This is a genomic window from Yinghuangia sp. YIM S09857 (assembly GCF_051388915.1).
In the GTDB taxonomy this organism is placed as follows: Bacteria; Actinomycetota; Actinomycetes; order Streptomycetales; family Streptomycetaceae; genus Yinghuangia.
Genome location: NZ_JBPKBH010000035.1, coordinates 17,329 through 39,552, shown reverse-complemented (window position 1 = coordinate 39,552; position 22,224 = coordinate 17,329). Strand labels below are relative to the sequence as shown.

The 22,224-nt window shown below is 68.5% G+C and carries 8 protein-coding genes and 1 pseudogene; 6 read left to right on the top strand and 3 right to left on the bottom strand.

Features of this window, described 5'->3' with window-relative positions; translation table 11 throughout:
- Positions 1–1,957: pseudogene (locus ACRX5S_RS39980) on the top strand (hypothetical protein); the annotation flags it as partial.
- Between the two features lie 43 nt (positions 1,958–2,000).
- Positions 2,001–5,054 (top strand): pPIWI_RE module domain-containing protein, encoded by a 3,054-nt coding sequence (locus tag ACRX5S_RS39975; protein ID WP_436778209.1) that lies wholly within the window; start codon positions 2,001–2,003, stop codon positions 5,052–5,054.
- 13 nt (positions 5,055–5,067) lie between these two features.
- On the opposite strand, the gene ACRX5S_RS39970 is transcribed toward ACRX5S_RS39975, so the two are convergent.
- A complete protein-coding gene (locus ACRX5S_RS39970; protein WP_436778208.1) occupies positions 5,068–6,033 on the bottom strand; it encodes a serine/threonine-protein kinase in 966 nt (321 codons plus the stop codon).
- A 247-nt stretch (positions 6,034–6,280) separates the two neighbouring features.
- On the opposite strand from ACRX5S_RS39970, the gene ACRX5S_RS39965 reads away from it, so the two are divergent.
- The 3 genes from ACRX5S_RS39965 (at position 6,281) to ACRX5S_RS39955 (ending at position 18,748) form a co-directional block, all read left to right on the top strand.
- Positions 6,281–11,512, top strand: a complete 5,232-nt coding sequence (locus tag ACRX5S_RS39965) for a DEAD/DEAH box helicase (protein ID WP_436778207.1) — start codon at positions 6,281–6,283, stop codon at positions 11,510–11,512.
- A gap of 187 nt (positions 11,513–11,699) precedes the next feature.
- Positions 11,700–14,600 carry a helicase-related protein gene (locus tag ACRX5S_RS39960; RefSeq protein WP_436778206.1) on the top strand — a complete coding sequence of 967 codons (2,901 nt, stop codon included), beginning with the start codon at positions 11,700–11,702 and terminating at the stop codon, positions 14,598–14,600.
- Positions 14,597–18,748, top strand: a complete 4,152-nt coding sequence (locus tag ACRX5S_RS39955) for an Eco57I restriction-modification methylase domain-containing protein (RefSeq protein WP_436778205.1) — start codon at positions 14,597–14,599, stop codon at positions 18,746–18,748. Before ACRX5S_RS39960 ends, ACRX5S_RS39955 begins: the two co-directional genes overlap by 4 nt.
- Before the next feature lies 1 nt (position 18,749).
- Here the strand turns inward: ACRX5S_RS39955 and ACRX5S_RS39950 are convergent, their stop codons facing one another.
- Both ACRX5S_RS39950 and ACRX5S_RS39945 read right to left on the bottom strand, forming a co-directional pair.
- Positions 18,750–18,953, bottom strand: coding sequence for a DUF397 domain-containing protein (locus ACRX5S_RS39950; RefSeq protein ID WP_436778204.1), 204 nt, complete (start codon positions 18,951–18,953; stop codon positions 18,750–18,752).
- A complete protein-coding gene (locus ACRX5S_RS39945; protein WP_436778203.1) occupies positions 18,950–19,804 on the bottom strand; it encodes a helix-turn-helix domain-containing protein in 855 nt (284 codons plus the stop codon). The genes ACRX5S_RS39950 and ACRX5S_RS39945 overlap by 4 nt, the downstream gene beginning before the upstream one ends.
- Before the next feature lie 231 nt (positions 19,805–20,035).
- Between ACRX5S_RS39945 and ACRX5S_RS39940 the strand changes: the two genes are divergently transcribed.
- Positions 20,036–22,171, top strand: a complete 2,136-nt coding sequence (locus ACRX5S_RS39940) for a UvrD-helicase domain-containing protein (RefSeq protein WP_436778202.1) — start codon at positions 20,036–20,038, stop codon at positions 22,169–22,171.
- The last annotated feature ends 53 nt before the right edge of the window (positions 22,172–22,224 follow it).

Here is a 22,224-nt window from a genome sequence, read left to right as displayed (position 1 = left end):
TCCCGCACAGCACCGGACTTCATGCCTGACCAGCGGAAACTCAGCGATCACATTCGATAAGACAACGGCTTCTCAGGACAAGCTCCTGGCCGACTGGTTCGCCGACCCGGCCTCGCCCGGACACGACGGTGTGCCCGACGAAACGGAACTGTATGAAGCCTACGAGAACGACCTTCCCGACCCCGAGTCCTCCGGGCCCGCCCAGCTCCTGCAGGAAGCACGCCGTACCGAACTGACCGCCATCTTCGACAGGTTCCGCGACGATCCGCTCGGAGGCCGCGGGCCCTACGGCACGGCGACCGATCAACTCGTGGAGGCAGCCGGGGACGTGCTGCACACGCTGTCGGAGACCCGGACCAAACAACGGGTGCACGCGCTGGCCACCCTGCTGATGACCGGTACGCCGGCTGCCGGGCAGACCAGGGAATGGTTCGAGACCACCTGCCGCCACCTGGAGTTCATGCTCATCCTCACCGTCCTGCACCACCGGCTGGAACGACTGACATTCCTTTGGCCGCAGGTGGAAGCGGCATTGCGGTTGGACTCCACCGGAAACGAGCTGTCCCGTCGTCCCCCTCTCGACTACGCGCCCGTGGTGCCGGAGGCACCGATGGGCAACGTGTTGGGATTCCAGTACCTCGTCGACGAACGGGAACATGACGAGGAAGGCCGCCGCAGCGGGACGCTACGCTTTTTCCGGTGCGCCGGTGTTGGTCGCGAACTCCTCCTGGGGCTCCACCGGTTGGGCGCCGACCCCGGCATCGGGCGCGCGGGCCCGCACGTCGTCCTCATGTCCGGGACCAGCTGGGCGGGCACTTCTACGCGTGCTCACGTGCTCGCACCGGTAGGTGCCGTGCTCAAACCGTCCCACCGTTCCCTGGCGGCGGTACGCAAGACCGTCTTCCGGACCCGGTTCCTTTACGACGACGAGGGCCGCCCGATCAGCCTGTCGGGCACCGACCCCAAGGTCCGGCCCGCGGTCGCGCGGGCCATGGTGACCCGCCTTGGCGCCCGCGGCATCGGGGGAGCACCCAGTCCGCTGGAACAGGAACTCGCGTTGGTCGACGACGACGACCGACGTCGCGCCATCCTCCTGGTCGGCAGCTACAAGGAAGCCGCGCTGGCCGCCGACGTCCTCCATGCGATGGACCGCTGGCACGGCCGTGTACGCGTCCTGGCCGCCGACGACGCCGAACTCGACGCCACGCGCGGCCGGGACCCGGAAGACGGCAATTCGGAACAGGCTGCCGCGCTGCGCCGCGGTGACCTCGCGATGTTCGCCGAGGACCCCGGTGCAGAGATCCTGGTGGCACCACTGATGGCCGTCGAGCGCGGCCACAACATCCTCAACAGCCAACGCAACGCCGCATTCGGGGTGGCGTTGTTCCTGGCCCGTCCGCACCCGCGCCCGGACGACCTGGCACTCGCCGTGTACGCCGTCAACGACTGGGTGGGCCGGTTCACGCGCGACGAGTTCCGCGACGGAACGGACGGACTGACGTTTTCGAAGCTCGTTGCCGAGGCCGGGGACCTGGACGCGGCCGGTCTGGCGTTCCGGCACCAAGCTCGCACAGAGTGGCGGAAGTTGCTCGCCCGGCGCTACGTGTACTCACGACTGTCCCCGGCTCAGAAACGCTCGTTCGCCTGGGACCAATTGGTGACGCTCTGGCAGGTCATCGGTCGCCTCGTGCGCGGAGGCGTACCGGCCCGGGTGGTCTTCGTCGACGCCAGGTTCGCCCCCAAGTCGGCACGCAAACTCGCGCCCGGCAACGCCCTCGACGGCGAGCCGCCGCGGTTCGCCGACGACGGACTGCTCACCGGGCTGCGGAACATCCTCGCTCCCTACTTCGCCGACGACGCCGGCCACCGGTTCACCGACCCGGCGGATCCCGCGCTGGTCCGCCTGCTGTACCAGCCGCTCTACGACGCGTTGTGCGGCCTCACCCACCACTCCTGACCACAGGCGCCCGTATTGTCGCCCCGCTATTCCGGAGGTCCCCATGGCCTACAACCTTGCCCAGACCGCCGTTTGGCGTCCCGTCGATCCCGAGGCGTCTGTCGTCGCCTCCTACAGTGTCCTGCCCTTTCCCGAACAGTGGCGCGACGCCATGCTCGACCTGTGCAATGCCGGGCGGCCCCCCTCCGCCGACCCCTATCGCACCGTCCCCACGTACCGCATCGAGCAGGTCTTGCAGGCGGTGGCCCCCGATCTGACGGTCATGCCGCGCCCCCGCGGGAACACTGACGACGACGGGGCCTTCTGGCTCTGCGTCCCGGCGGAGCAGCCTCACCCTTTGCCGCCTGCGCCGTTCCAGGCCTTGCTCAATGCATGGTTGCGCGATCTGCGCCCCGAACCCGAGCACCGGGCCCTGCTCAACCGGGTGCGTGCCCTGATCACGGCCGACATGCCGCAATGGCGCATGGCGGATGTGGAGTTGCTGCGCGGGGGCGTGACGGTTGGAGGGACCGCCGCCCCGGACGCCCGGCAGTTCCCGCTGTCCACCGACTGGCTTGCCCGCCGGATCGCAGACCTGGAACCGTACGACTACGGTGCCGGGCACCTGCGCTTCCGCCTCCTGCCCCGCGGTCCCCGTGACAAGGGTGCCGAACTCGTGTCCCAGCCCCTGCCGTTCGAGAAGAACGGCGTGGAGTGGTGGTACTCGGTGCGGCTGAACGTGACGCTCCACACCGCGCCCTTCGACTCTCTGCCGCGCTTCCACCTCCATATGGGCTTGCGCCGATGGGCGACTCGCACCAACCCGAAGACGGGCCGCATCCACCTCCCCTTCGGTCGCCACACGACTGTGCAGCTTCGGCCGCGTGTGCCGTGGCTGCCCGGTGTCCCGCTGAGCGACCGCTTCGCGCTCGCCCGTCTGGGCTGGGACCCGGCGTCGAAGGCGATCGGCTGGGCGTCCGGAGGACCGGCCGGAATCCTGCGCGGCATCTCGCTGGCCCAACCGTTCCCCGACGCCGATGCGATCCGGGCCGACCCCACGGGGTGGCTCACCGACGACATGCGTGCGGCTGTCGTCTACAGCACCGCAATGGGCAAGCACGGCGTCGGCGCGGGACTCATGTCCGACCAGCGGTCGCACATCACCATGTGGGCCGAACAGGCGCTGCCCGCAGAGCTGCGCCCTGCGGCGCCGTTGACTCGCCAGCGGCGCTCGGCACACCGCCCGGCCAACGCCCGGCCGTCGTCGATCCCGGGTACGGACAAGCCCGACCATGAGGCCCGGGTGGCCCTGGCCCGCCGGACTGGCGTGGCCTTCGCCATGCGGCAGCTCACATCCGTCGCCGCGGACGAAGTGCCGGTACTGGAAGCCCGGCTGCTGTGGCAGACCCCGTCGATGCGCGACACCGCCATCGCGGCGCTCGCCACGATGCTCGGCCTCAAGAGCGCGGAAGGCTCCGTCGACGCGGCGGCGTTCGCGCACTCCGGGCCGGGGGCGCCCGTCGTCCTGGAGTGGCAGTCGCCGGAGCTGACCGTGCGGCTGCGCTGCCTGCGGCTGACCGGTGGTCTGGCGGGCGACCTGACCATCCCGGACGGCGTCCGCCGCACCGGCAAGGTGGTAACCATGGCCGTGGCGGCACGCAGCCGCGACGCCGAGGCGTTCGTACGCGCCGATGCCCCCGGTCCGACACCGACACTGGCTCTGGTGGAGATCGATCGCCGCGACGACTTCACCACACCCGACCACGACCCGAAGTTCGCTTTGCGCCTGGGCTGCGCCTACGCAGGAGTACTCACTCAGTTCGTGGCGGTGCCGACGAAGACGCGAGGCTACGACACCGAGAAGAACAAGTCCTTCCGCGCGGAGATGGCCTGGGACGACGGGCTGCGCCAGCTCGGTGTGCGGGTGCAGCCCGAACACGCGATGGTGGAAGGGCTCCCCACGGGGGCGCGCTACGCGGCGGTGTGGATCGTGCGCCGCAACCGGAAGAACCGCACCCGATGGGCCGGACACTTCCCGGTGGCGATCCTCGTGACGCCCGAGGCGACCGGCTCGGGTCTCGCCCGCGTCGAAGGGTGGGACGCTGAGGCGGACTTCGGGGCGGGGGCCTGGATCCCTTATCCCGCAATGCTGCTGAAGCTCGCGCGCCGCGCCGAGGTGCCGGTCGCGCTGCCGGGTCCCCGTGACGGCGAAGAGATGGACGCACCGGAGCCGAACAACACCAAGCGCAAGTCCTGGCATAAGGACATGGAGCAGCAGCGGCACGAGACCGAGGACTGGCTCCAGCGGGTGCTCCGGTCGCTGCGCGGCGCGCCGACGGTGCTCCTGGCCCAGGCGCAGAACGCCAGGTCGCACTGGACGTGGCTCCAGGACAGCAGGATCGAGCCCGACCGGATCCGGTGCGGCCCGGCCCCGTCCCGCCCGATCGACCGTGACCTGCGCCTCGTACGGGTACGGACCGCTCGGGGGATGGAGACGGCCCAGTGGTGGGGCGTCCATCCCACGGACGAGCCCAACGGCCTCCCGGAGAACCTCTGGCGTGTCGCGGACTCCGGCCTGCACGGTTGCCGGGTGTTCGCCAGCACGACCCCAAAACCGGTGCAGTTCCGCACGTCGTCGATCGAGGCCAACAAGCTGACCACACGACCGCTTCGCCGGGGTCCACGCGCGGGCCAACCCACCGTCGACACCGACAAACCGGCCTGGAACCCCGGGCTCGTCGAGATCGCCGTGCTCGGCTGCCACGAGGACCAGGGCGACGAGCCGGAAGCCCTGGCCCTCGCCGTTCATCATCTCCGGCAACCCCCGGACTACCCGCAGGCCCTGAGCCTGCCTCTGCCGCTGCACCTGGCCGGCCTCGGCCAGGAGTACGTACTGCCGACCCGCGCCGACGAAGCGGGCGAAGCCGCCGACGCACGCGAGCTGCCCGACGGCGCCCGCGACACCGACCCGGACGCCGCACCGGCCCCCGGCGTCGAGAACGAACCCGATCCCGAGGAAGAGGCGGCGGTCGAGCAGTTGGCCTTCGACTACGAGTCGTACAAGATCGCGGGCGAACGTGCCGACACGGCTGCGGAGGGAGCCACAGGATCGGCGTGACGTGTTTGCCCGCTCAGTCCCCGTCCGCCTGGCTTGCCCACAGGCGGACGGGGCGGGCGTCCGGCGCCATCGGGTGCTGGAAGGGCCGCAGCGGCGCCACCTCCGCCCACGGGCGCAGCGCGAGTGCGGGGTCCGCGGGGCCGGGCAGGAACCTGGCCAGACGCGGGTAGACCGCTCCGGCGTGTGCGGGGCGGTCGGCGGGTGCCTTCGCCAGCAGTTCCAGGACGAGAGCCTCTATGTCTTGCGGGATGTCGTCGCGAATCTGTCCCGGCGGCACAGGTGTCTCGTGCACGTGCAGGCTGGGCATCAGGAGCGGGTACTCGTCCGAGAACACCGGGCGCCCGGTGAGCATCTCGTAGAGCAGGCAGCCCAGCGCGTAGAGGTCGGCCCGATGGTCGACGGCCGCCACATCGCCTTCCACCTGTTCGGGGGACATACAACGAAGGGTGCCTGGGCGCTCACCAGTCCGGGTCAAGTGGTCGGCCTTGGGGTCGAGCAATGCAGCGACGCCGAAATCGAGCACCTTGACGACTCCGTCCGTCCGGATCCGAACGTTGCCTGGCTTGAGATCGCGGTGCACGATCCCTTTCGCGTGCGCGGCGCCCAATACCGAGCAGATCTGCACCCCGATCGCAGCAACCTCGACGATGTCGAGCGGCGCGGTCTCGGCGATGTAGTCGCCCAGATCGGTGCCGTGGACATGCTGCATCACCAGGTAGTGGAGGCCGTCCTCGACGCCGAGGTCGTAGACCGTGGCCAGGCCGCTGTGATCGAGGCCGGCGACCGTCGTCGCCTCGCGCGCGAAGCGCTTGGCGTCCCGCTCCGCCTGCTCGGGGTCGGAGGCGTCGACGTCCATGGTCTTCACCGCGACCGAGCGGTTCAAGTGCAGGTCGCGCGCGAGCCACACGCGGCCCATGCCGCCGCGGCCGATGATCTCGGAGATCCGGTAGCGGTCCGCGATGACGTGACCGATGTCCATGCTTGCTCAGTCCCCCGGTCTCAGAGTCGGCACGTGATGACAAAGTCTGCCATCGGGAGATCACGGAGCGCAGCACATCGTGAAGGCGAATATCCGAAGGACATTGCGTTGACTCTGTTCACAGTACTAGCGTTGACAGAGTTCACATGCAGAGTCGGTGCCGTACCGACCGAAGCGCGCCGCGCAGGCCATGCCAACCAGTACGGTGAAGCCCGGGCGACGGCGAGGATGGGAAGAAGAGGGGTCAGTGGACGTCTTCGAGGTACACCGTCGGCTCATCTCCGACTACCGGGACTTCACGTCCGGCGCCGTGGTCGTCGGCGACCAGCGCATCAAGGAGACCGTCGAGGACGCCTTGGTCCAGGGCAGCCAGTGGCCCGACCCGTGGCTCTCCCTGAACCCGAGTTTCGCGTCCGGCGGATCGGTGACCGAACTGGTCGACGCCGGGATCCTGCACCCCGAGTGCGCCAAGATCTTCCGAACCGGCAAGACGCCGGGGAACCCGGATGCGCTGGGACGGCCCATTACCTTCCACCGCCATCAGCGGGACGCGATCGAGGCCGCCCGCTCCGGCGACTCGTACGTCATGACCACCGGAACCGGCTCAGGCAAGAGCCTCGGGTACATCGTCCCGATCGTCGACCGGATCCTGCGCGAGAAGGCAGCCGGTGCCTCGGCCGGCGTCAAGGCCATCATCGTCTACCCGATGAACGCCCTGGCCAACAGCCAGAGGCTCGAACTGAGGAAGTTCCTGGAAGCGGGCTATCCGACGGGGCGGCCGCCGGTCACGTTCGACCGCTACACGGGACAGGAGAAGGACGAGGACCGGCAGCGCATCCTCGACAACCCGCCCGACATCCTGCTCACCAACTACGTGATGCTGGAACTCATGCTCACGCGGCCGCGCGAGCGCACCAACCTCATCCGCGCCGCGCGCGGCCTCCGCTTCCTGGTGCTCGATGAACTCCACACCTACCGCGGCCGCCAGGGCGCTGACGTCGCCATGCTGATCCGGCGCGTCCGCAACGCCTGCCAGTCCCCCGCACTCCAGTGCGTCGGAACGTCCGCGACGATGACGTCCACCGGAACCCGGGCCGACCAGCGGCGCACCGTCGCCCGGGTGGCCGGCACCCTGTTCGACACCGCGATCTCCGCCGACCGGGTGGTGGGGGAAACCCTGGTCCGGGCGACTTCGCCCACCGAGCCGAGCGATGCCGAACTCGCCGCCTGCGTCCGCGCGGAGGCACCGCCCGCCGACTACGCCGCGCTCGCCGCCGACCCACTCGCCCGCTGGATCGAGAGCACCTTCGGGCTGCGCCTCCTCACCGACGGCGAGGACGCCGGCACGCTGGTGCGCGCCGTCCCCACGACCATCGAGAAGGCCGGGGACAAACTGGCGGCTCGGGTCGGGGAGTCCCCGGAGTCCTGCCGCGAGGCCATCCGCCGCACGCTGCAGGCCGGAGCCCAGGCCAAGGACCCCGAGCGCGCCCGCTCGTTGTTCGCGTTCCGCCTGCACCAGTTCCTGTCCAAGGGCGAGTCCGTCTACGTCTCCCTCGAAGACGAGGAGACCAGGCACCTCAGCCGGACATACCAGGTACGCGTCCCCGGCGACAAGGACAAGATCCTCCTCCCCCTCTCGTTCTGCCGCGAATGCGGCCAGGAATACCTGACCGTCGCCCGCGAGCAGCGTGACGGCAAAACGGCGGGCTTCCACGCACGCGGCGACGAGGACGACGACAACGGCTACCTGTACATCAGTTCGCGCCACCCGTGGCCCGACGACTTGGCCCACGCGGTCGCAGAGCAGCGCTTCCCGGACACATGGCTGGAGACCGACGACAACAAGGGCACCCAGCGGCTGGTCGGCAGTCGGCGCAAGGACGCCCCCGAGCCGCTGTGGCTCCGCGCGGACGGCACCGTCGCGCCCCGGGGTGAGGGCGTCTACGCGGTGTACGTCTCGATGCCGTTCCGCTTCTGCCTGAACTGCGGCGTCGCCTATGAGTTCCCGGGCACCAAGGACTTCGGCAAGCTCATGACGCTCGACCAAGAGGGCCGCTCGACCGCCACCTCCGTGGTCAGCTCCAGCATCGTCCGCCACCTCAAGGCCATCCCCGAGGACGAACTCGACCCGGGCGCGCGCAAGCTCCTCAGCTTCGTCGACAATCGCCAGGACGCCAGCCTCCAGGCCGGCCACTTCAACGACTTCGTGCAGGTCACCCAGCTCCGCGGTGCCCTTTACCAGGCCATGCTCAAGGCCGGCGACGACGGCCTCAGCCACGAGGAGCTGGCCGAGGCCGTCGTCGATCAGATGGGGCTGACCCCGCTCGACTACTCGAACCAGCCGACCGAGGTGTCCTTCCAGGCCAAGCGGACGCTGGCCGCGCTGCGCGAGGTGGTGGCGTACCGGCTCTACCTGGACCTCGAACGAGGCTGGCGCGTCACCATGCCGAACCTGGAGCAGACCGGCCTGCTGCGCGTCGTCTACGGCGGCCTCGACGAGGTCACCGCTGAGGAGCACCGCTGGGCGGAGACCGACGAACCGCTCCGTGGCGCCACTCCCGAGGTGCGGCACGAGCTGTGCCGCATGCTGCTCGACGAACTGCGTCGGGTACGCGCGGTCAGCGTCCCGTACTTCACCGAGGAAGGCTTCGACAGGCTGCGCCGGCTGGCTGACAAACTCTCCGACACCTGGGGTATTCCCGAGACAGAGACCCGTCCGCCCGCGGTCGGCACCGCCTTCCCGCGCCCTCGCCGACCGCACGGCCCGCGCACCGAGCTCGGCCTGACCGGCCGCGGCGCCTTCGGGCGCAAACTGCGCCGCCCCGGCTGCTTCCCCGGTCACGACCACCCGGTTTCACTCGACGACGCCCAGAAGCTCATCGCCCAGCTCTTGCAGGTGCTGAAGGAGGGCGGCCTGCTCGTCGAGCTCCCGCAGGCCCGCGGCGAGGTCCCCGGGTACCGCATCGATCACACGGTCGTGGTCTGGAAGGCCTGCGACGAGCAGTTCGGCGCGGCGGACCGGCTGCGCCGCACCTACGGTGAAGGCCGCGGCCCGCGCGTCAACCCGTTCTTCAAGAAGCTCTACAAGAGCGTCGGCGACTCGTTCGCCGGGCTGGTGGCCCGCGAGCACACCGCACAGGTGCCGCCCCAACTCCGTGAGACACGTGAGGCGCAGTTCCGTGAGGGCCTCAAGCTCCCGATCCTCTACTGCTCGCCGACCATGGAACTCGGCGTCGACATCGCCGATCTCAACGCCGTCAACATGCGCAACGTGCCTCCTACGCCGGCGAATTACGCGCAGCGCCACGGACGCGCGGGGCGATCCGGGCAGCCCGCCCTGGTCACCACGTACTGCGCGACCGGCAACAGCCACGACCAGTACTACTTCCGCCGTTCCCACCTCATGGTGGCCGGATCCGTCGCCGCACCGCGCCTCGACTTGGCCAACGAGGACCTGATCCGCTCCCACATCCACGCCGTGTGGCTCGCGGAGACCCGCCTGGAGCTCGGCAAGAACATCCCGCACATCCTCGACGCGTCCGGCGAGTCTCCGTCGCTTGAGCTGTTCCCGAATGTCCAGAACCAGATCCGCGACGAGAACGCGCGGCAACGGGCGCTGGAGCGAGGGCGTGAGGTGCTGGACGGCACAATGCCAAGCCTGCGGGCCACGTCCTGGTGGGACGAGTCCTGGCTGGACGACGTGATCGCGCGCGCCCCAGGCGCCTTCGACGCGGCGTGCAACCGCTGGCGGGACCTTTTCCGCAAGGCCATCGAGGAGCGGGAGTCGTACCACCGCCTGATCCTGCACGACAGCTCCACGAAGATCTCACCGGAGACTGCCGAACGGCGCCGCACCCAGGCCGAGGCGCAGCTCCGCCTGCTCAAGAACACCGGGGTCGGGGGTGGCAGCGTGCTGTCCGACTTCACCCCCTACCGGTACTTCGCCTCCGAAGGCTTCCTGCCCGGATACTCCTTCCCGCGCCTGCCCCTTGCGGCGTTCATCCCCGGTACCGGACGTGCCTACCGGGGCAGCGACGCCGACCTCCTCCAGCGGTCCCGCTTCATCGCCATCCGCGAGTTCGGCCCGGGGGCGTTCATCTACCACGAAGGCAGCCGCTTCCAGGTCGAACGCGCGCTGGCCTCCTTCGACGCGGGAGGTGAACTCCTCCTGGAGGAGGCCCGGGTCTGCGAGTACTGCGGGCACCTGCACCTGCCGTCCCAGCGCGTCGACGTCTGCGAGTTCTGCTCCGAGCCGTTGGGCCACGCACGAACCAACCTGTTGCCTTTGCACACGGTGGTCACCAAGCGACGCGACCGCATTTCCTCGGACGAGGAGGAGCGTCAGCGCGTCGGCTACAAGATCGAGGTCTCCTACCGGTTCGCTCGGCACGGTGACCGGGACGGTTCGCTGCGCGCCGAGGTCGCGGACAAGGACGGACGCCCGCTCGCCGAACTCGCGTACGGCGACAGCGCGACCGTCCGTCTCACCAACCTCGGATACCTCCGCAGCGTCGCCAAGGGCCAGACCGGCTTCTGGATCGACCCGGCCGACGGCCGCTGGCTCAACTCCAAGAAGGATCTGGGCCGTCCCGGGCAGGAGGCCACCGAGGAACAGGACGGCCTCGGCGACGCGGACGAGAACAAGCGCAAGGTGCCGGTCATCCCGTTCGTCCAGGACACCCGCAACGTGCTCGTCCTCAAACTGACCCGGCCAGTGGACGCCGACACGATCATCTCCCTCCAATACGCGCTCGAACGCGGCATCGAAGCGGAGTTCGAGCTGGAGGACGGCGAGCTCGACTCCGAACAGCTCCCCCCGCACGAAGGTCCACGCGACCGCATCCTGTTCATCGAGAGCGCCGAAGGCGGCGCCGGCGTCCTGCGCCGCCTCCAGGCCGAGCCCGACGCGCTGCGCCGCGCCGCCCGGCGGGCCCTGCACATCGCCCACTTCGAGGCCGACGGCACCGACGGCCGCATCGGCATCAGCGGCGAGGAATGCGAACTCGGCTGCTACGACTGCCTGTTGTCCTTCGGTAACCAGCGCTGGCACCAGGTCATCGACCGGCACAAGGCCCGCGACCTTCTCCTCGACCTCGCCGGCGCCGAAACGAGCGGAGCACACGCCGGCCGCACGCGCGATGAGCAGGCCCAAGAACTCATTGCCGGCTCCGAATCCACCTTGGAACAGCGGTTCGTCGCGTTCCTCCGCGAACGCGGCCTCCGACTCCCCGACGAACAGCAGGTGCGGGTACGGGACGCACTGGCAATGCCGGACTTCGTCTACCGGCTGCCGATCGGCCCGGTCGCCGTCTTCGTCGACGGGCCGCACCACGACCACGAGGAGATCGCCACCCGTGACGCCGACGCGAGCGAACGCCTTCTCGACATCGGTTGGGAGGTCGTACGCATCCGCTATGACGATGACTGGGACCGCGTGATCGACCGACATCCCAGCGTCTTCGGAACGCCGCGCCGCTGAAGCACGATCCCCGCCGCTTCCCCTTCCACCCGGCAACCGCCCTGACAGTCCGATCCGACCGCCCGAAAGGCCTGGCAACCGCCCGATGACGCCGCCCACTTCCGCCTCCACGCCCGCGAGGGCCGATCGGACACCGCTCCCCTACGCGGTCGGCTCGCTCGTCCACGCCCGGGGCCGGGAGTGGGTCGTGCTTCCGGAATCCGAAGGTGATCTGCTCGTGCTGCGCCCGTTGGGCGGCACGGACGACGACGTCGCCGCGGTGTTCCCCGCTTTGGAGAACGTCCGGCAGGCCAGCTTCGCCCCGCCGTCGGCCGACGATCTCGGGGACCAGTCGGCGGCGGGACTGCTGCGCAGCGCGCTGCGTATCGGATTCCGCGCGGGCGCCGGACCGTTCCGCTCGCTGGCGTCGATCGCCGTCGAGCCGAGGCCGTACCAGCTCGTGCCGCTCCTGATGGCACTGCGCCAGGACACCGTCCGCCTGCTCATCGCCGACGACGTCGGCATCGGCAAGACGGTCGAGTCCGGACTCATCGCCTCCGAACTACTCGCCCAGGGCGACGCGCAGGGTCTGGTCGTCCTGTGCAGCCCCGTACTCGCCGAACAGTGGCGGTCCGAGCTGCGGGCGAAGTTCGGCATCGAGGCCGAGCTCGTCCTTGCCTCGACCATTGGCCGCCTGGATCGCGAACGCATCTACGGCAAGTCGCTGTTCCGCAAGAACGGCAAGTACGTCGTATCAACCGACTTCATCAAGTCGCCCAAACGTCGGCAGGACTTCATCGACAACTGTCCCGACCTGGTCATCGTCGACGAGGCTCACACCTGCGTGGCCGACTCGACACCTGGCTCCCGCGGGCAGCAGCGCCAGTTGCGCTACTGGCTACTCAAGGAGCTCACGAAGGACCCCGACCGGCACATGATGCTGGTGACCGCCACGCCGCACAGCGGAAAAGAAGAGCCCTTCCGGCGGTTGCTCGGGCTCCTGGCCCCGCACCTGGAGTCGGCAAACCTGGACAGCGAGGCCGGCCGCCGCGTACTCGCCGAGCACCTCGTGCAGCGCCGCCGCGCCGACATCCGCGAGGACTTCGGTGACGACGCGCATTTCCCCAGCGACCGTCAGAGCCGTGAGGACGACTACGCCCTCCACCCCGACTACCGCACCCTCCTCGAACAGGTCATCGAATACGCTCGCGAGACCGTGCGCAGCGCCGACGGCGCCCTTCAGCAGCGCATCCGCTGGTGGTCGGCGCTCGCCCTGCTGCGGGCACTCGGCTCCTCGCCCGCGGCGGCGGCCCGTGCCCTGAACACGCGCGCCGGGGTCCAGGACGCCGTGTCGCCGGCTGAGGCCGACGAGATCGGCGCGGAGTCGGTCACCGACGTGACGGACACCGAGTCCGCGGACACCGCCGACGCCGTGCCCGGCGTCGTCCGGTGCGAGGACGGCGGTGAAGCGGCCATCGACGAGGCCGACGCCGTACGGTTGACCGCAATGGCGGTGCAGGCCAAGGAACTCGCCGGTGCCGCGAAGGACCGCAAACTCAAGCGGCTCATCACGACGATCAAGGAGCTCCAGAGCGACGGCTACCAGCCCATAGTGTTCTGCCGGTACATCGCAACGGCCGAGTACGTAGCCGCCGAACTGCGCAAGCAATTCGCCTCCGGCCGTAACAAGGGCAAGTGCGTCGTCGAGGCCGTCACCGGTGAGCTCTCCCCCGACCAGCGGCTCGCCCGTATCGCCGCCCTCTCGCAGACCGGCGAGGAAGGTGAACCGCCGCCCGAGCGGCGCATCCTCGTCGCCACCGACTGCCTGTCCGAAGGCGTCAACCTGCAAGAGAGTTTCGACGCGGTTGTGCACTACGACCTTGCCTGGAACCCCACCCGGCACGAACAGCGGGAAGGCCGTGTCGACCGTTTCGGGCAGCGCCGCGACGTGGTCAAGGCCGTAACCCTGGTCGGCAAGGACAACCCGATCGACGGCATCGTGCTCAACGTGCTGCTGCGCAAGCACGACCGCATCCGCCGCGCGACAGGTGTCTCGGTACCGGTCCCCGACGAGTCCGAGAACGTCATGCAGGCCGTCCTCGAAGGACTGATCCTGCGTGGCGAACGCGAGGCGTTCGAGCAGGAAGGGCTCTTCGAGGTCGAGACGATCGCCGGGAAGAAGGCCGCCGACCTCGACAGCGACTGGAACAGCGCCGCGGAACGCGAGAAGGCCTCGCGCTCCCGGTACGCCCAACACGCGATCAAGAAGGACGAAGTGGCCAGGGAGGTCGCCGAGATCCGCGCCGCCCTTGGCGGCGGCGACGAGATCCGCGACTTCGTGTTCCGTGCCATGACCGCGCTGCGCGGCGTGTCCGGCCCGCACCCCGGTGGGAAGAGCAAGGGGTTCACCGTCAACGCGGAGGCGATGCCCCAGGCCCTGCGCGACGGGTTCGCATCCACGCTCGGCGCCCGCCACCCGCGCCCGATCGTGGCGCACGACGCCCCGGTGGCGCCGCGCGGCGAGATCGCGCTCACCCGAACCGACCCGGCGGTGGCCGCCGTCGCACGTTTCGTGCTGGACGCCGCTCTGGACGACCAAATGCCCTCGTGGCAGCGGCCGGCACGACGTTGCGGGGTGATCCGTACCGACGCCGTCGACCGACGGACGACCCTGCTGCTGGTCCGATTCCGCTTCCAACTGGAACTCCCCCGCCGGGACGGCAGCATCGAGCCGCAGTTGGCCGAGGACGCCCGGCTCTTCGCCTTTCGAGGCACGGTAGCCGCGCCCGAATGGTTGGACGAGGCCGAGGCGCTGCACCTGCTCGACGCGCGCGCGACCGAGAACATGGGACCCGAATTCGCGACCGGGCGCATTCGGCCGATCATCGAAGGCGTGCCAGCTTTGCTTCCCGAACTCCGTGCACAGGGCGCGGAGTTGGCGGAACGCCTGCTGGAGTCGCACCGCCGGGTACGCAGCGCCGGACGATCGACCATCCGGGGGACGGCCCTGCGCGGTCTGCGCGTCACCGCCCAGGACGATCCCGACGTCCTCGGCATCTACCACTATCTGCCGGCCGGTCCGGCCGCGACCGGGGGGACCGGACGATGAGTGTCGCGAAGACCCGGCTGACAGATTCCATCACCCTCGTCGGAGGGTTGCTGCCCCCCGACATGCTCAGCCGGATCGCCACCGGCAAGGACGTGAGCGGTGCCGCGCCCGCGGACTACCGGCTCTACGCGGCGAACGAGACCGTACGCGACGCGGCGGAGCGCTCCTGGGCGTACCTCAAGGGCGTATGGGGGGCGTTCAAGGACGCGCTCACGGCGGAAGGCGCGGACGACAACCCGGCCATCCCGGCGGTCGGAGTGACTCGGGACCGCTGGCTTCTCCCGGTGTTCGAACAGCTCGGCTTCGGGCGACTCGACGCCGTCGGCGCGGCGCAACTGCGATCGGCGGACGGGGAGAAGGAGTTCCCCATCAGCCACGCCTGGCACAACGTGCCGGTGCATTTGGCGGGATGGAACGTCGACATCGACCGCCGAAGCGTCGGCTCTTTGGGTCCGGCACCGCAGCCGATGGTGCAGGAGTACCTGAACCGCGGCGGGCCGAACGCGCTGTGGGGCATGGCGTCCAACGGCCAAGTGCTGCGGCTGTTGCGCGACTCGGCGTCGCAAACCGGGTCTGCGTACGTGGAGTTCGATCTCCGGGCGATGTTCGACGGCGACCACTTCGCCGACTTCCTGACGATGTGGCGATTGCTGCACCGTACGCGGTTCGAGCCCCGGGACACCGCGGCGGGAGAAGGCCCCGCGAGCGCGTCGACGTGTCGTCTGGAGAAGTGGCGCACGGAAGCGATCGCCAGTGGCACGCGTGCCCTGGAGCAGTTGCGCAACGGCGTCGAGAAGGCGTTGGTCACGCTCGGTACCGGATTCATCGGGCACCCAGCCAATGCCGAGTTGAGGGAGGCCCTATACGCGAAGAAGCTGTGCGTCGACGCCGTGCATCCCGCGCTGCTGCGGCTCGTGTACCGGCTGTTGTTCCTGTTCGTCACCGAAGACCGCGGGCTGTTGCTGTCGCCGACGGCGGACACGACAGCGGTCGAACGCTACGAGAAATACTTCTCGACGGCAAAGCTGCGCCGAGTCGCGGTACGTCAGCCGGGAACTCCGCACGGGGACCAGTGGGCGGCACTGCGCCTCGTCATCCACGGGCTCGGCATCGTGGGCGGGCGGCCGGAACTCGGACTTCCCGGACTCGGCGGCCTGTTCGAGAGGACTGACGCCGATGCGGTCCTGGACGGCCTGGAACTGTCCAACGAACACCTGTTCCGTGCGGTCAAGGCACTGGCGATGGTCCGCGACCCGAAACTCAATCGGCCGCGAATGGTCGACTACCGGCACCTGGACGCCGAAGAACTGGGGTCGATCTACGAGTCGCTGCTTGAGCTGGTCCCGAGACTCGGCGAGACGGGGCGGACCTTCGAGCTGGAGACGCTGGCCGGCAACGAACGCAAGACGACCGGCTCGTACTACACCCCGTCGTCGCTCATCGACTGTCTGCTGGACTCGGCGTTGGACCCGGTCATAGACGACGCGGTCAAGTCCGGCACCACGCGGGAAGAGCAGGAAGCCGCACTCCTGGCGCTCACGGTGTGCGACCCCGCGTGTGGTTCGGGCCACTTCCTCGTGGCAGCGGCCCGACGGATCGCCAAGCGCCTGGCCATGGTGCGTACCGACGACCCCGAGCCGAGCCCGGACGACATCCGGCACGCCCTCCGAGACGTCATCGCGCGCTGCATCTACGGCGTGGACCTCAACCCGATGGCGGTCGAACTAGCCAAGGTCTCACTGTGGATCGAGGCGTTGGAGCCCGGGAAGCCGCTGTCGTTCCTGGACGGCCACCTCAAGCACGGCAACGGTCTGCTCGGGACAACGCCGAAACTGCTTGCCGCCGGGCTGCCGGATGACGCCTTCAAACCGATCGAGGGCGACGAGAAGGCGTGGGCGACGGCTCTGAAGAAGCGCAACGCCGCCGAGGTCGCCGCCTGGAACGCGCGGGACCAGGGGTTGCAGGCCGAACTGTTCGGCGCAGGAGGTCTCCTCGCCGTCTCGAATGCCTCGCTTTCCCGCGCGGCGGCCGACGTGACGGACGCGGCCTCGGATACCCTCCCGGACGTACGAGCACAGGCCGACCGCTACCGGAGCCTGGTCGAGAACTCCCCCGAATACATCCGAGCGCGCGAGCTCGCCGACGCGTGGTGCGCGGCGTTCGTCTGGGAGAAGACGAAGAAGGCGGATCCTCCGGCGCTGACGACGGAGTCGCTGCTCGCGTTGGAGAAGGGTGGGCTGGAGCTGCCCACCGGGACGACTGACGAGGTCATGCGGCTGCGCCAGGAGTACGACTTCTTCCACTGGCACCTGGAGTTCCCCGAGGTTTTCACCGTTCCGGAAGCACCGAACGATCCCCGTGCGGACGAACGCACCGGCTGGATCGGCGGGTTCTCGTGTGTGCTGGGGAATCCGCCGTGGGAGCGGGTGAAACTCCAGGACCAGGAGTACTTCGCGACCCGGCGGGCGGACATCGCGAATGCGCCCAACAAGGCCGCGCGCGACCGCATGATCAAGGCGCTGGCGACGAGCGAGGCGCCCCAGGACGCCGACCTGCTGCGCGGGTTCCACCAAGCGCGCCGGTTTGCCGAGGGAACGAGCCATCTCCTTCGCGACTCGGGGCGGTACCCGCTGGCCGGTCGCGGGGACGTCAACACGTATGCGGTCTTTGCGGAAGCCGCGTCGATGGCGGTCGCGCCGACGGGTCGTTTCGGGCTCGTGCTCCCTACGGGTATCGCTACGGACGCAACCACGGCGCCGTTCTTCTCGGACCTGGTGCGGAGCAAGCGACTGGCGTCGTTCCTGGAGTTCGAGAACGAGGCGTTCCTGCTGAGCCGAGCGGTGGACCATCGCGTACGGTTCGCGTTGCTGACGGTGACGGGCGCGGGGGAGCAAGTCCGGGAGGCTTCCTTCGCTTTCGGGACGTGGCACATGGAAGACCTGCCGGGCCGGCGCTTTGCCATGCCGCCGGAGGAGATCCTTCTGGTGAACCCGAACACGGGCACCTTGCCCGTATTCCGTTCGCGACGGGACGCGGAGATCACTCTCGGCATCTACCGCCGGGTTCCGGTGTTGATCCGGCTGGACGCCGAAGGCAAGCCTAAGCAGAACCCGTGGGGCCTGTCGTTCATGCGAATGTTCGACATGGCCAACGACTCACACCTGTTCCGCACGATGGACCAGCTCATGGGCGACGACTGGGAGTTGAAGGGCAATATCTTCGAACGAGACGGGAAGCGCATGCTGCCGTTGTACGAGGCGAAGATGCTCCACCACTACGACCACCGGCTTGGTACGTATGAGGGCCAGACGGAAGCCCAGGCCAAGATGGGGACGCTGCCACGGGTGACGCCGGAGCAGCACGATGACCCGAATTTCGTTGCTATGCCTCGGTACTGGGTGCCTGAGTTCGACGTGCGGACCGAGAAGTTCGACAGGAAGGGAAATCCCGTCTTCGAAGCCGGTGTGGCCACTCGCTTGCGGGCGCACGCCTGGTCTGGCGAGTGGCTGATGGGATGGCGGGACATCGCGCGGGCGACGGACACACGCACGATGATCGGTTCGGTGCTGCCAGCACATGGAGTGGGTGACAAGTTCCTCCTGGCGCTCCCAGGGACGAATCCGCTGCCTTTGATTGCTGTGTTCGCTTCATTTATCTACGACTACGTGACACGACAGAAGGCGTCTGGGACCGCGCTCAAGTACTTCACTGTGCGTCAACTCCCCGTCCCAGATCCACAGAGCTTGGCTGAGCCGAATTCGTTGCTGGCACCCACGATCAGTGCCTGGATCCAGGACCGCGTGCTTGAGCTGGTCTACACCAGCTCACAGATGGCTGGTTTCGCCCGCAGCCACGGCGATGCAGGGGCACCGTTCCGATGGAACAACGACCGGCGTCAGACGATCCGAGCAGAGCTGGACGCGGCCTTGTTCCACGTCTACGGCGTTACCCGCGAAGACGTGCAATACATCATGGACTGCTTCCCGGTAGTTCAACGCACCGACATCGCAGCCCATGGCACCTACCGCACCAAGGACTTGATCCTCGACATCTACGACCGGATGGCCGAGGCCTCCGCCAAGGGGACCGAGTATCAGACGATCCTCGCCCCGCCCCCCGGCCAGGGACCTCGGCATCCGGAGGCGTGAGTCAGCTCGTGGCGGTGGCGTCCATGAACGTGGCCCATTCGGCAGCTGGGAAGGTCAGTTGCGGACTGGCAGCGACCTTGGAGTCCCGGACCAGGATGGCGGCGGGCATCGGCGCCACCTCCACGCATTCGCCGCCCTCGTTGTTGCTGTAGCTGCTCTTGCGCCAGCGGGGTTCGGCGGCCTGCTTGGACTCAAGCTTGCTCATATCTCTCCCAGCGTCTTCTCGATCAAAGCCAAGGACTCACTGGGCGTGAGAGCTTGGGCCCTGATGTTGCCGTAGCGTGCCGCCAGGATACGGACATCCTCTGCATCCGTGAGCAACCTGCTCACCTTGTCTACTGGCCCTTCGAAGTAGCCAATCTGTCCGTGATGCCTCGGGGTGATAAGGACGAACGGACCGCTCATGCCACTGTGTTCCTCGCGTCGACTGGGCATGACCTGAAGCTGGACGCTTCGGAGTTGCCCACGTCGGAGTAGCTGTGCGAGCTGCTCACGGTGCACCGCGTGGCCGCCGATCGGGCGATGCAGGAGAACTTCCTCCACGACGCACGTCACGATCGGCGGCGGCCATCGGTCAAGAACCTTCTGCCTGTCGAGTCGTGCCGTGACACCGACCTCGATGGCTTCCTCATCCAGCAAGGGGGTGCGCATGGCATACAGCGCCCGGGCGTGGGCCTCAGTCTGGAACAGCCCCGGGATCGTGTGATTGCTGTAGTAGTGAAGCTCGATCGCCTCCCGCTCCAGCCGCGCGTAGTCCAGGAACCACGCCGGATGGCGCACCCGGGCCTTCGACTTCGCCTTGGCGACGTCCTCCTTCGTTGTCGTCAGCAGCCCGCCGGCTTCAAGGAGTTCGTCCGCCGCGTCCAGGAACGGTTCCTGCGGGACACGACGTCCCAACTCGATCGACTCGATCAAGTCAGTGCTGTATCCGAGCCGCTCGGCAAGCTCCGCTCGGCTCAACCCGGACCGTTCGCGCAGCAGCTTGATCTGCCGACCCAGCGCCCGGAACAGGTCCACCGCAGCGTCCGCGGCACTGTCATCCGCGTACTTCGACATGGCGATCTCACCACCCCAACAACACAGAGGGAAGCCAATCAAGCGCCGTCCGTAGCGATTCGCTCGCGATCAGGCTAGCCCGGCATTCCTCCGCCTGGCTGAAAACCGTCAGGGATTCCCTCGAACCCCCTTGCATCTCGCCGAAGTTCCCGGCGAGTAGAAGCGGACACGACCTCTCGCCATCTGTAAACTCAGCTCACTGACCTTCCCCGACCGGTTGGAGGCCCGCCCGTGCCGCAACTTGCCTTGGCGATGCCGTTCTGGGACGAGTACGAGCAGTTGGAGAAGTCGGTCCGGGCCGGCGTGCGCAAGGCGATGCGCAAGTTCCAGCAGCTCACTGTCGCCGAGCTGTACGCGGACAAGGGGCTGCACCTCGAATCCGTGGAGAACTCCCGGGACCCGCGGATGCGGACGATCCGCGTCGACGACTTCTGGCGGGGCGTCGTCCTCGCGCCGGACGACGGCTCCGACGTCTTCCTGCTCGTGAACGTGCTGCCGCACGACAGGGCGTACCGCTGGGCCGCGAAGCGGCTCTACACCGTCAACACCGCGACCCGCGGCCTCGAAGTCCGCGACGTCGTCGCCATCGAGCAGATCACGCCGGTGTTCGCCCGCGACGCGCAGGCGGCGGATTCGCTGCTCTTCGAGAAGTTCTCGGACAACACACTCGATTGGCTCGGCATCGACGGGCGCACTCTTCCAGCCGTCCGGGTGATCGTCGACAAGGTCCAACTCCTGGCGTTCGGCGGGCTCTTGCCCGAGGACCAGTTCGACGTGCTCCAGCACCTCGCCGAAGGCTTCGATCCGCAGGAAATCTACGACCAGATCGTCGGCCCCAAGAACGCCGCCGCGGATGCCAAGGCCGCGCGCGACGACCTGGCGACCGCGATCGCGAACACGCCGAGCCGGATCACCCTCGTCTCCGGGCCCGCCGAGCTTGAGGAGATCCTGACCAAGCCCTTCGCGGCCTGGCGGATCTTCCTCCACCCGACCCAGCGCCGGATCGCGTACCGGCCCTCGTACAGCGGCCCGGCCCAGGTCACCGGAGGGCCCGGCACCGGGAAGACCGTCGTCGCGCTGCACCGCGTCAAGCATCTGCTCGACCAGCGGCCGGACACGCGGATCCTGTTGACCACCTTCACCACCGCACTCGCCAACTCGTTGCGCGAGAACCTCGGGATGCTCGTCTCCGACCCCGAGAAGCTGTCGCGTGTCGAGGTGACCACCGTCAACGCCATTGCCCACCGGGTGGTACGTGGCCGCAAGAACGGCGTCTACGCGCTGGTCGACGACAACGACGTACGCATGCGTTGGGAACGTATCCGTCGCGCGCTCGACCTGCCGTGGGCCGAGGCGTTCCTGTCGCAAGAGTTCCGACACGTCGTCCTCGCCCAGGGGATAGTGACGAAGGACGCCTACCTGGACTGCGTGCGCCGCGGTCGCGGCAGCGCACTCTCGCGCCCGCAGCGCGGCCGGGTGTGGGACGCCATCGAGGCCTTCACGACCGGGCTCGACAAGGAGCGTCGGCAGACGCACCTCCAGCTCTGCGCCGAAGCCGCCCGGATGCTGACCGAAAACCCGTCTCCGGCGGTCCGCTTCGACCACGTGGTCGTGGACGAGGCACAGGATCTCCACCCCGCCCAGTGGCGGGTCCTGCGCGCACTCGTCGCCGAGGGCCCCGACGACCTGTTCATCACCGGCGATCCACACCAGCGCATCTACGACTCGCGGGTATCGCTACGCTCACTCGGCATCCCGGTGGCCGGCCGCACCGGCCGACTGCGTATCAACTACCGCTCCACCGAGGAGATCTTGGTGTGGTCGCGGCGGATCCTGGACGGTGAGCCCGTCGACGACCTGGGTGGCGACGGTTCCGACAGTCTCGTCGGCTACCGCTCGCTGCTGCGCGGCGGGGCTCCCGTCGTGCGGAGCTTCGGCGCCTCCACCCAGGAGGCGGGCGGCATCGTCGACCAGGTGCGCGCCTGGGTGGAGTCGGGCGTGCCGACATCCGAGATCGCGGTGTGCGGACGCTTCAAGAGCGTCAACGACAAGGTTTTCGACCATCTCGCCGATGCCGGAATCCCGGCCGTGATGGTGAGGGAGGGCGTCGACGGAGACACCGAAGGCGTGCGCATCGCCACGATGCACAGCATGAAGGGTCTGGAATTCCGCTGCGTCGCGGTCGCGGGTGTGAATGCCGGCACGTTCCCCTGGGAGCGCGCGGTCACACCGGTCGATGTGGACCGGCTACAGCATGAAGCGGACCTCGCGGCCGAGCGCTGCCTGCTCTACGTCGCCTGCACCCGGGCCCGGGAGTTCCTTTACGTCTCGTACAGCGGCCAACCCAGCGGATTTCTGAACGTGTGATTCCGCAAACGCCACCCAAACGGTGGTTCGAGCCAGGTATAAAGCCATGTGGG

What these genes read in the sequence shown, in the direction of transcription:
- ACRX5S_RS39945 (WP_436778203.1), bottom strand. Translation starts at nt 19,804, where the DNA reads ATGTCGAAGTACGCGGATGACAGTGCCGCGGACGCTGCGGTGGACCTG.
- ACRX5S_RS39970 (WP_436778208.1), bottom strand. Translation starts at nt 6,033, where the DNA reads ATGGACATCGGTCACGTCATCGCGGACCGCTACCGGATCTCCGAGATC.
- ACRX5S_RS39950 (WP_436778204.1), bottom strand. Translation starts at nt 18,953, where the DNA reads ATGAGCAAGCTTGAGTCCAAGCAGGCCGCCGAACCCCGCTGGCGCAAG.
- ACRX5S_RS39975 (WP_436778209.1), top strand. Translation starts at nt 2,001, where the DNA reads ATGGCCTACAACCTTGCCCAGACCGCCGTTTGGCGTCCCGTCGATCCC.
- ACRX5S_RS39955 (WP_436778205.1), top strand. Translation starts at nt 14,597, where the DNA reads ATGAGTGTCGCGAAGACCCGGCTGACAGATTCCATCACCCTCGTCGGA.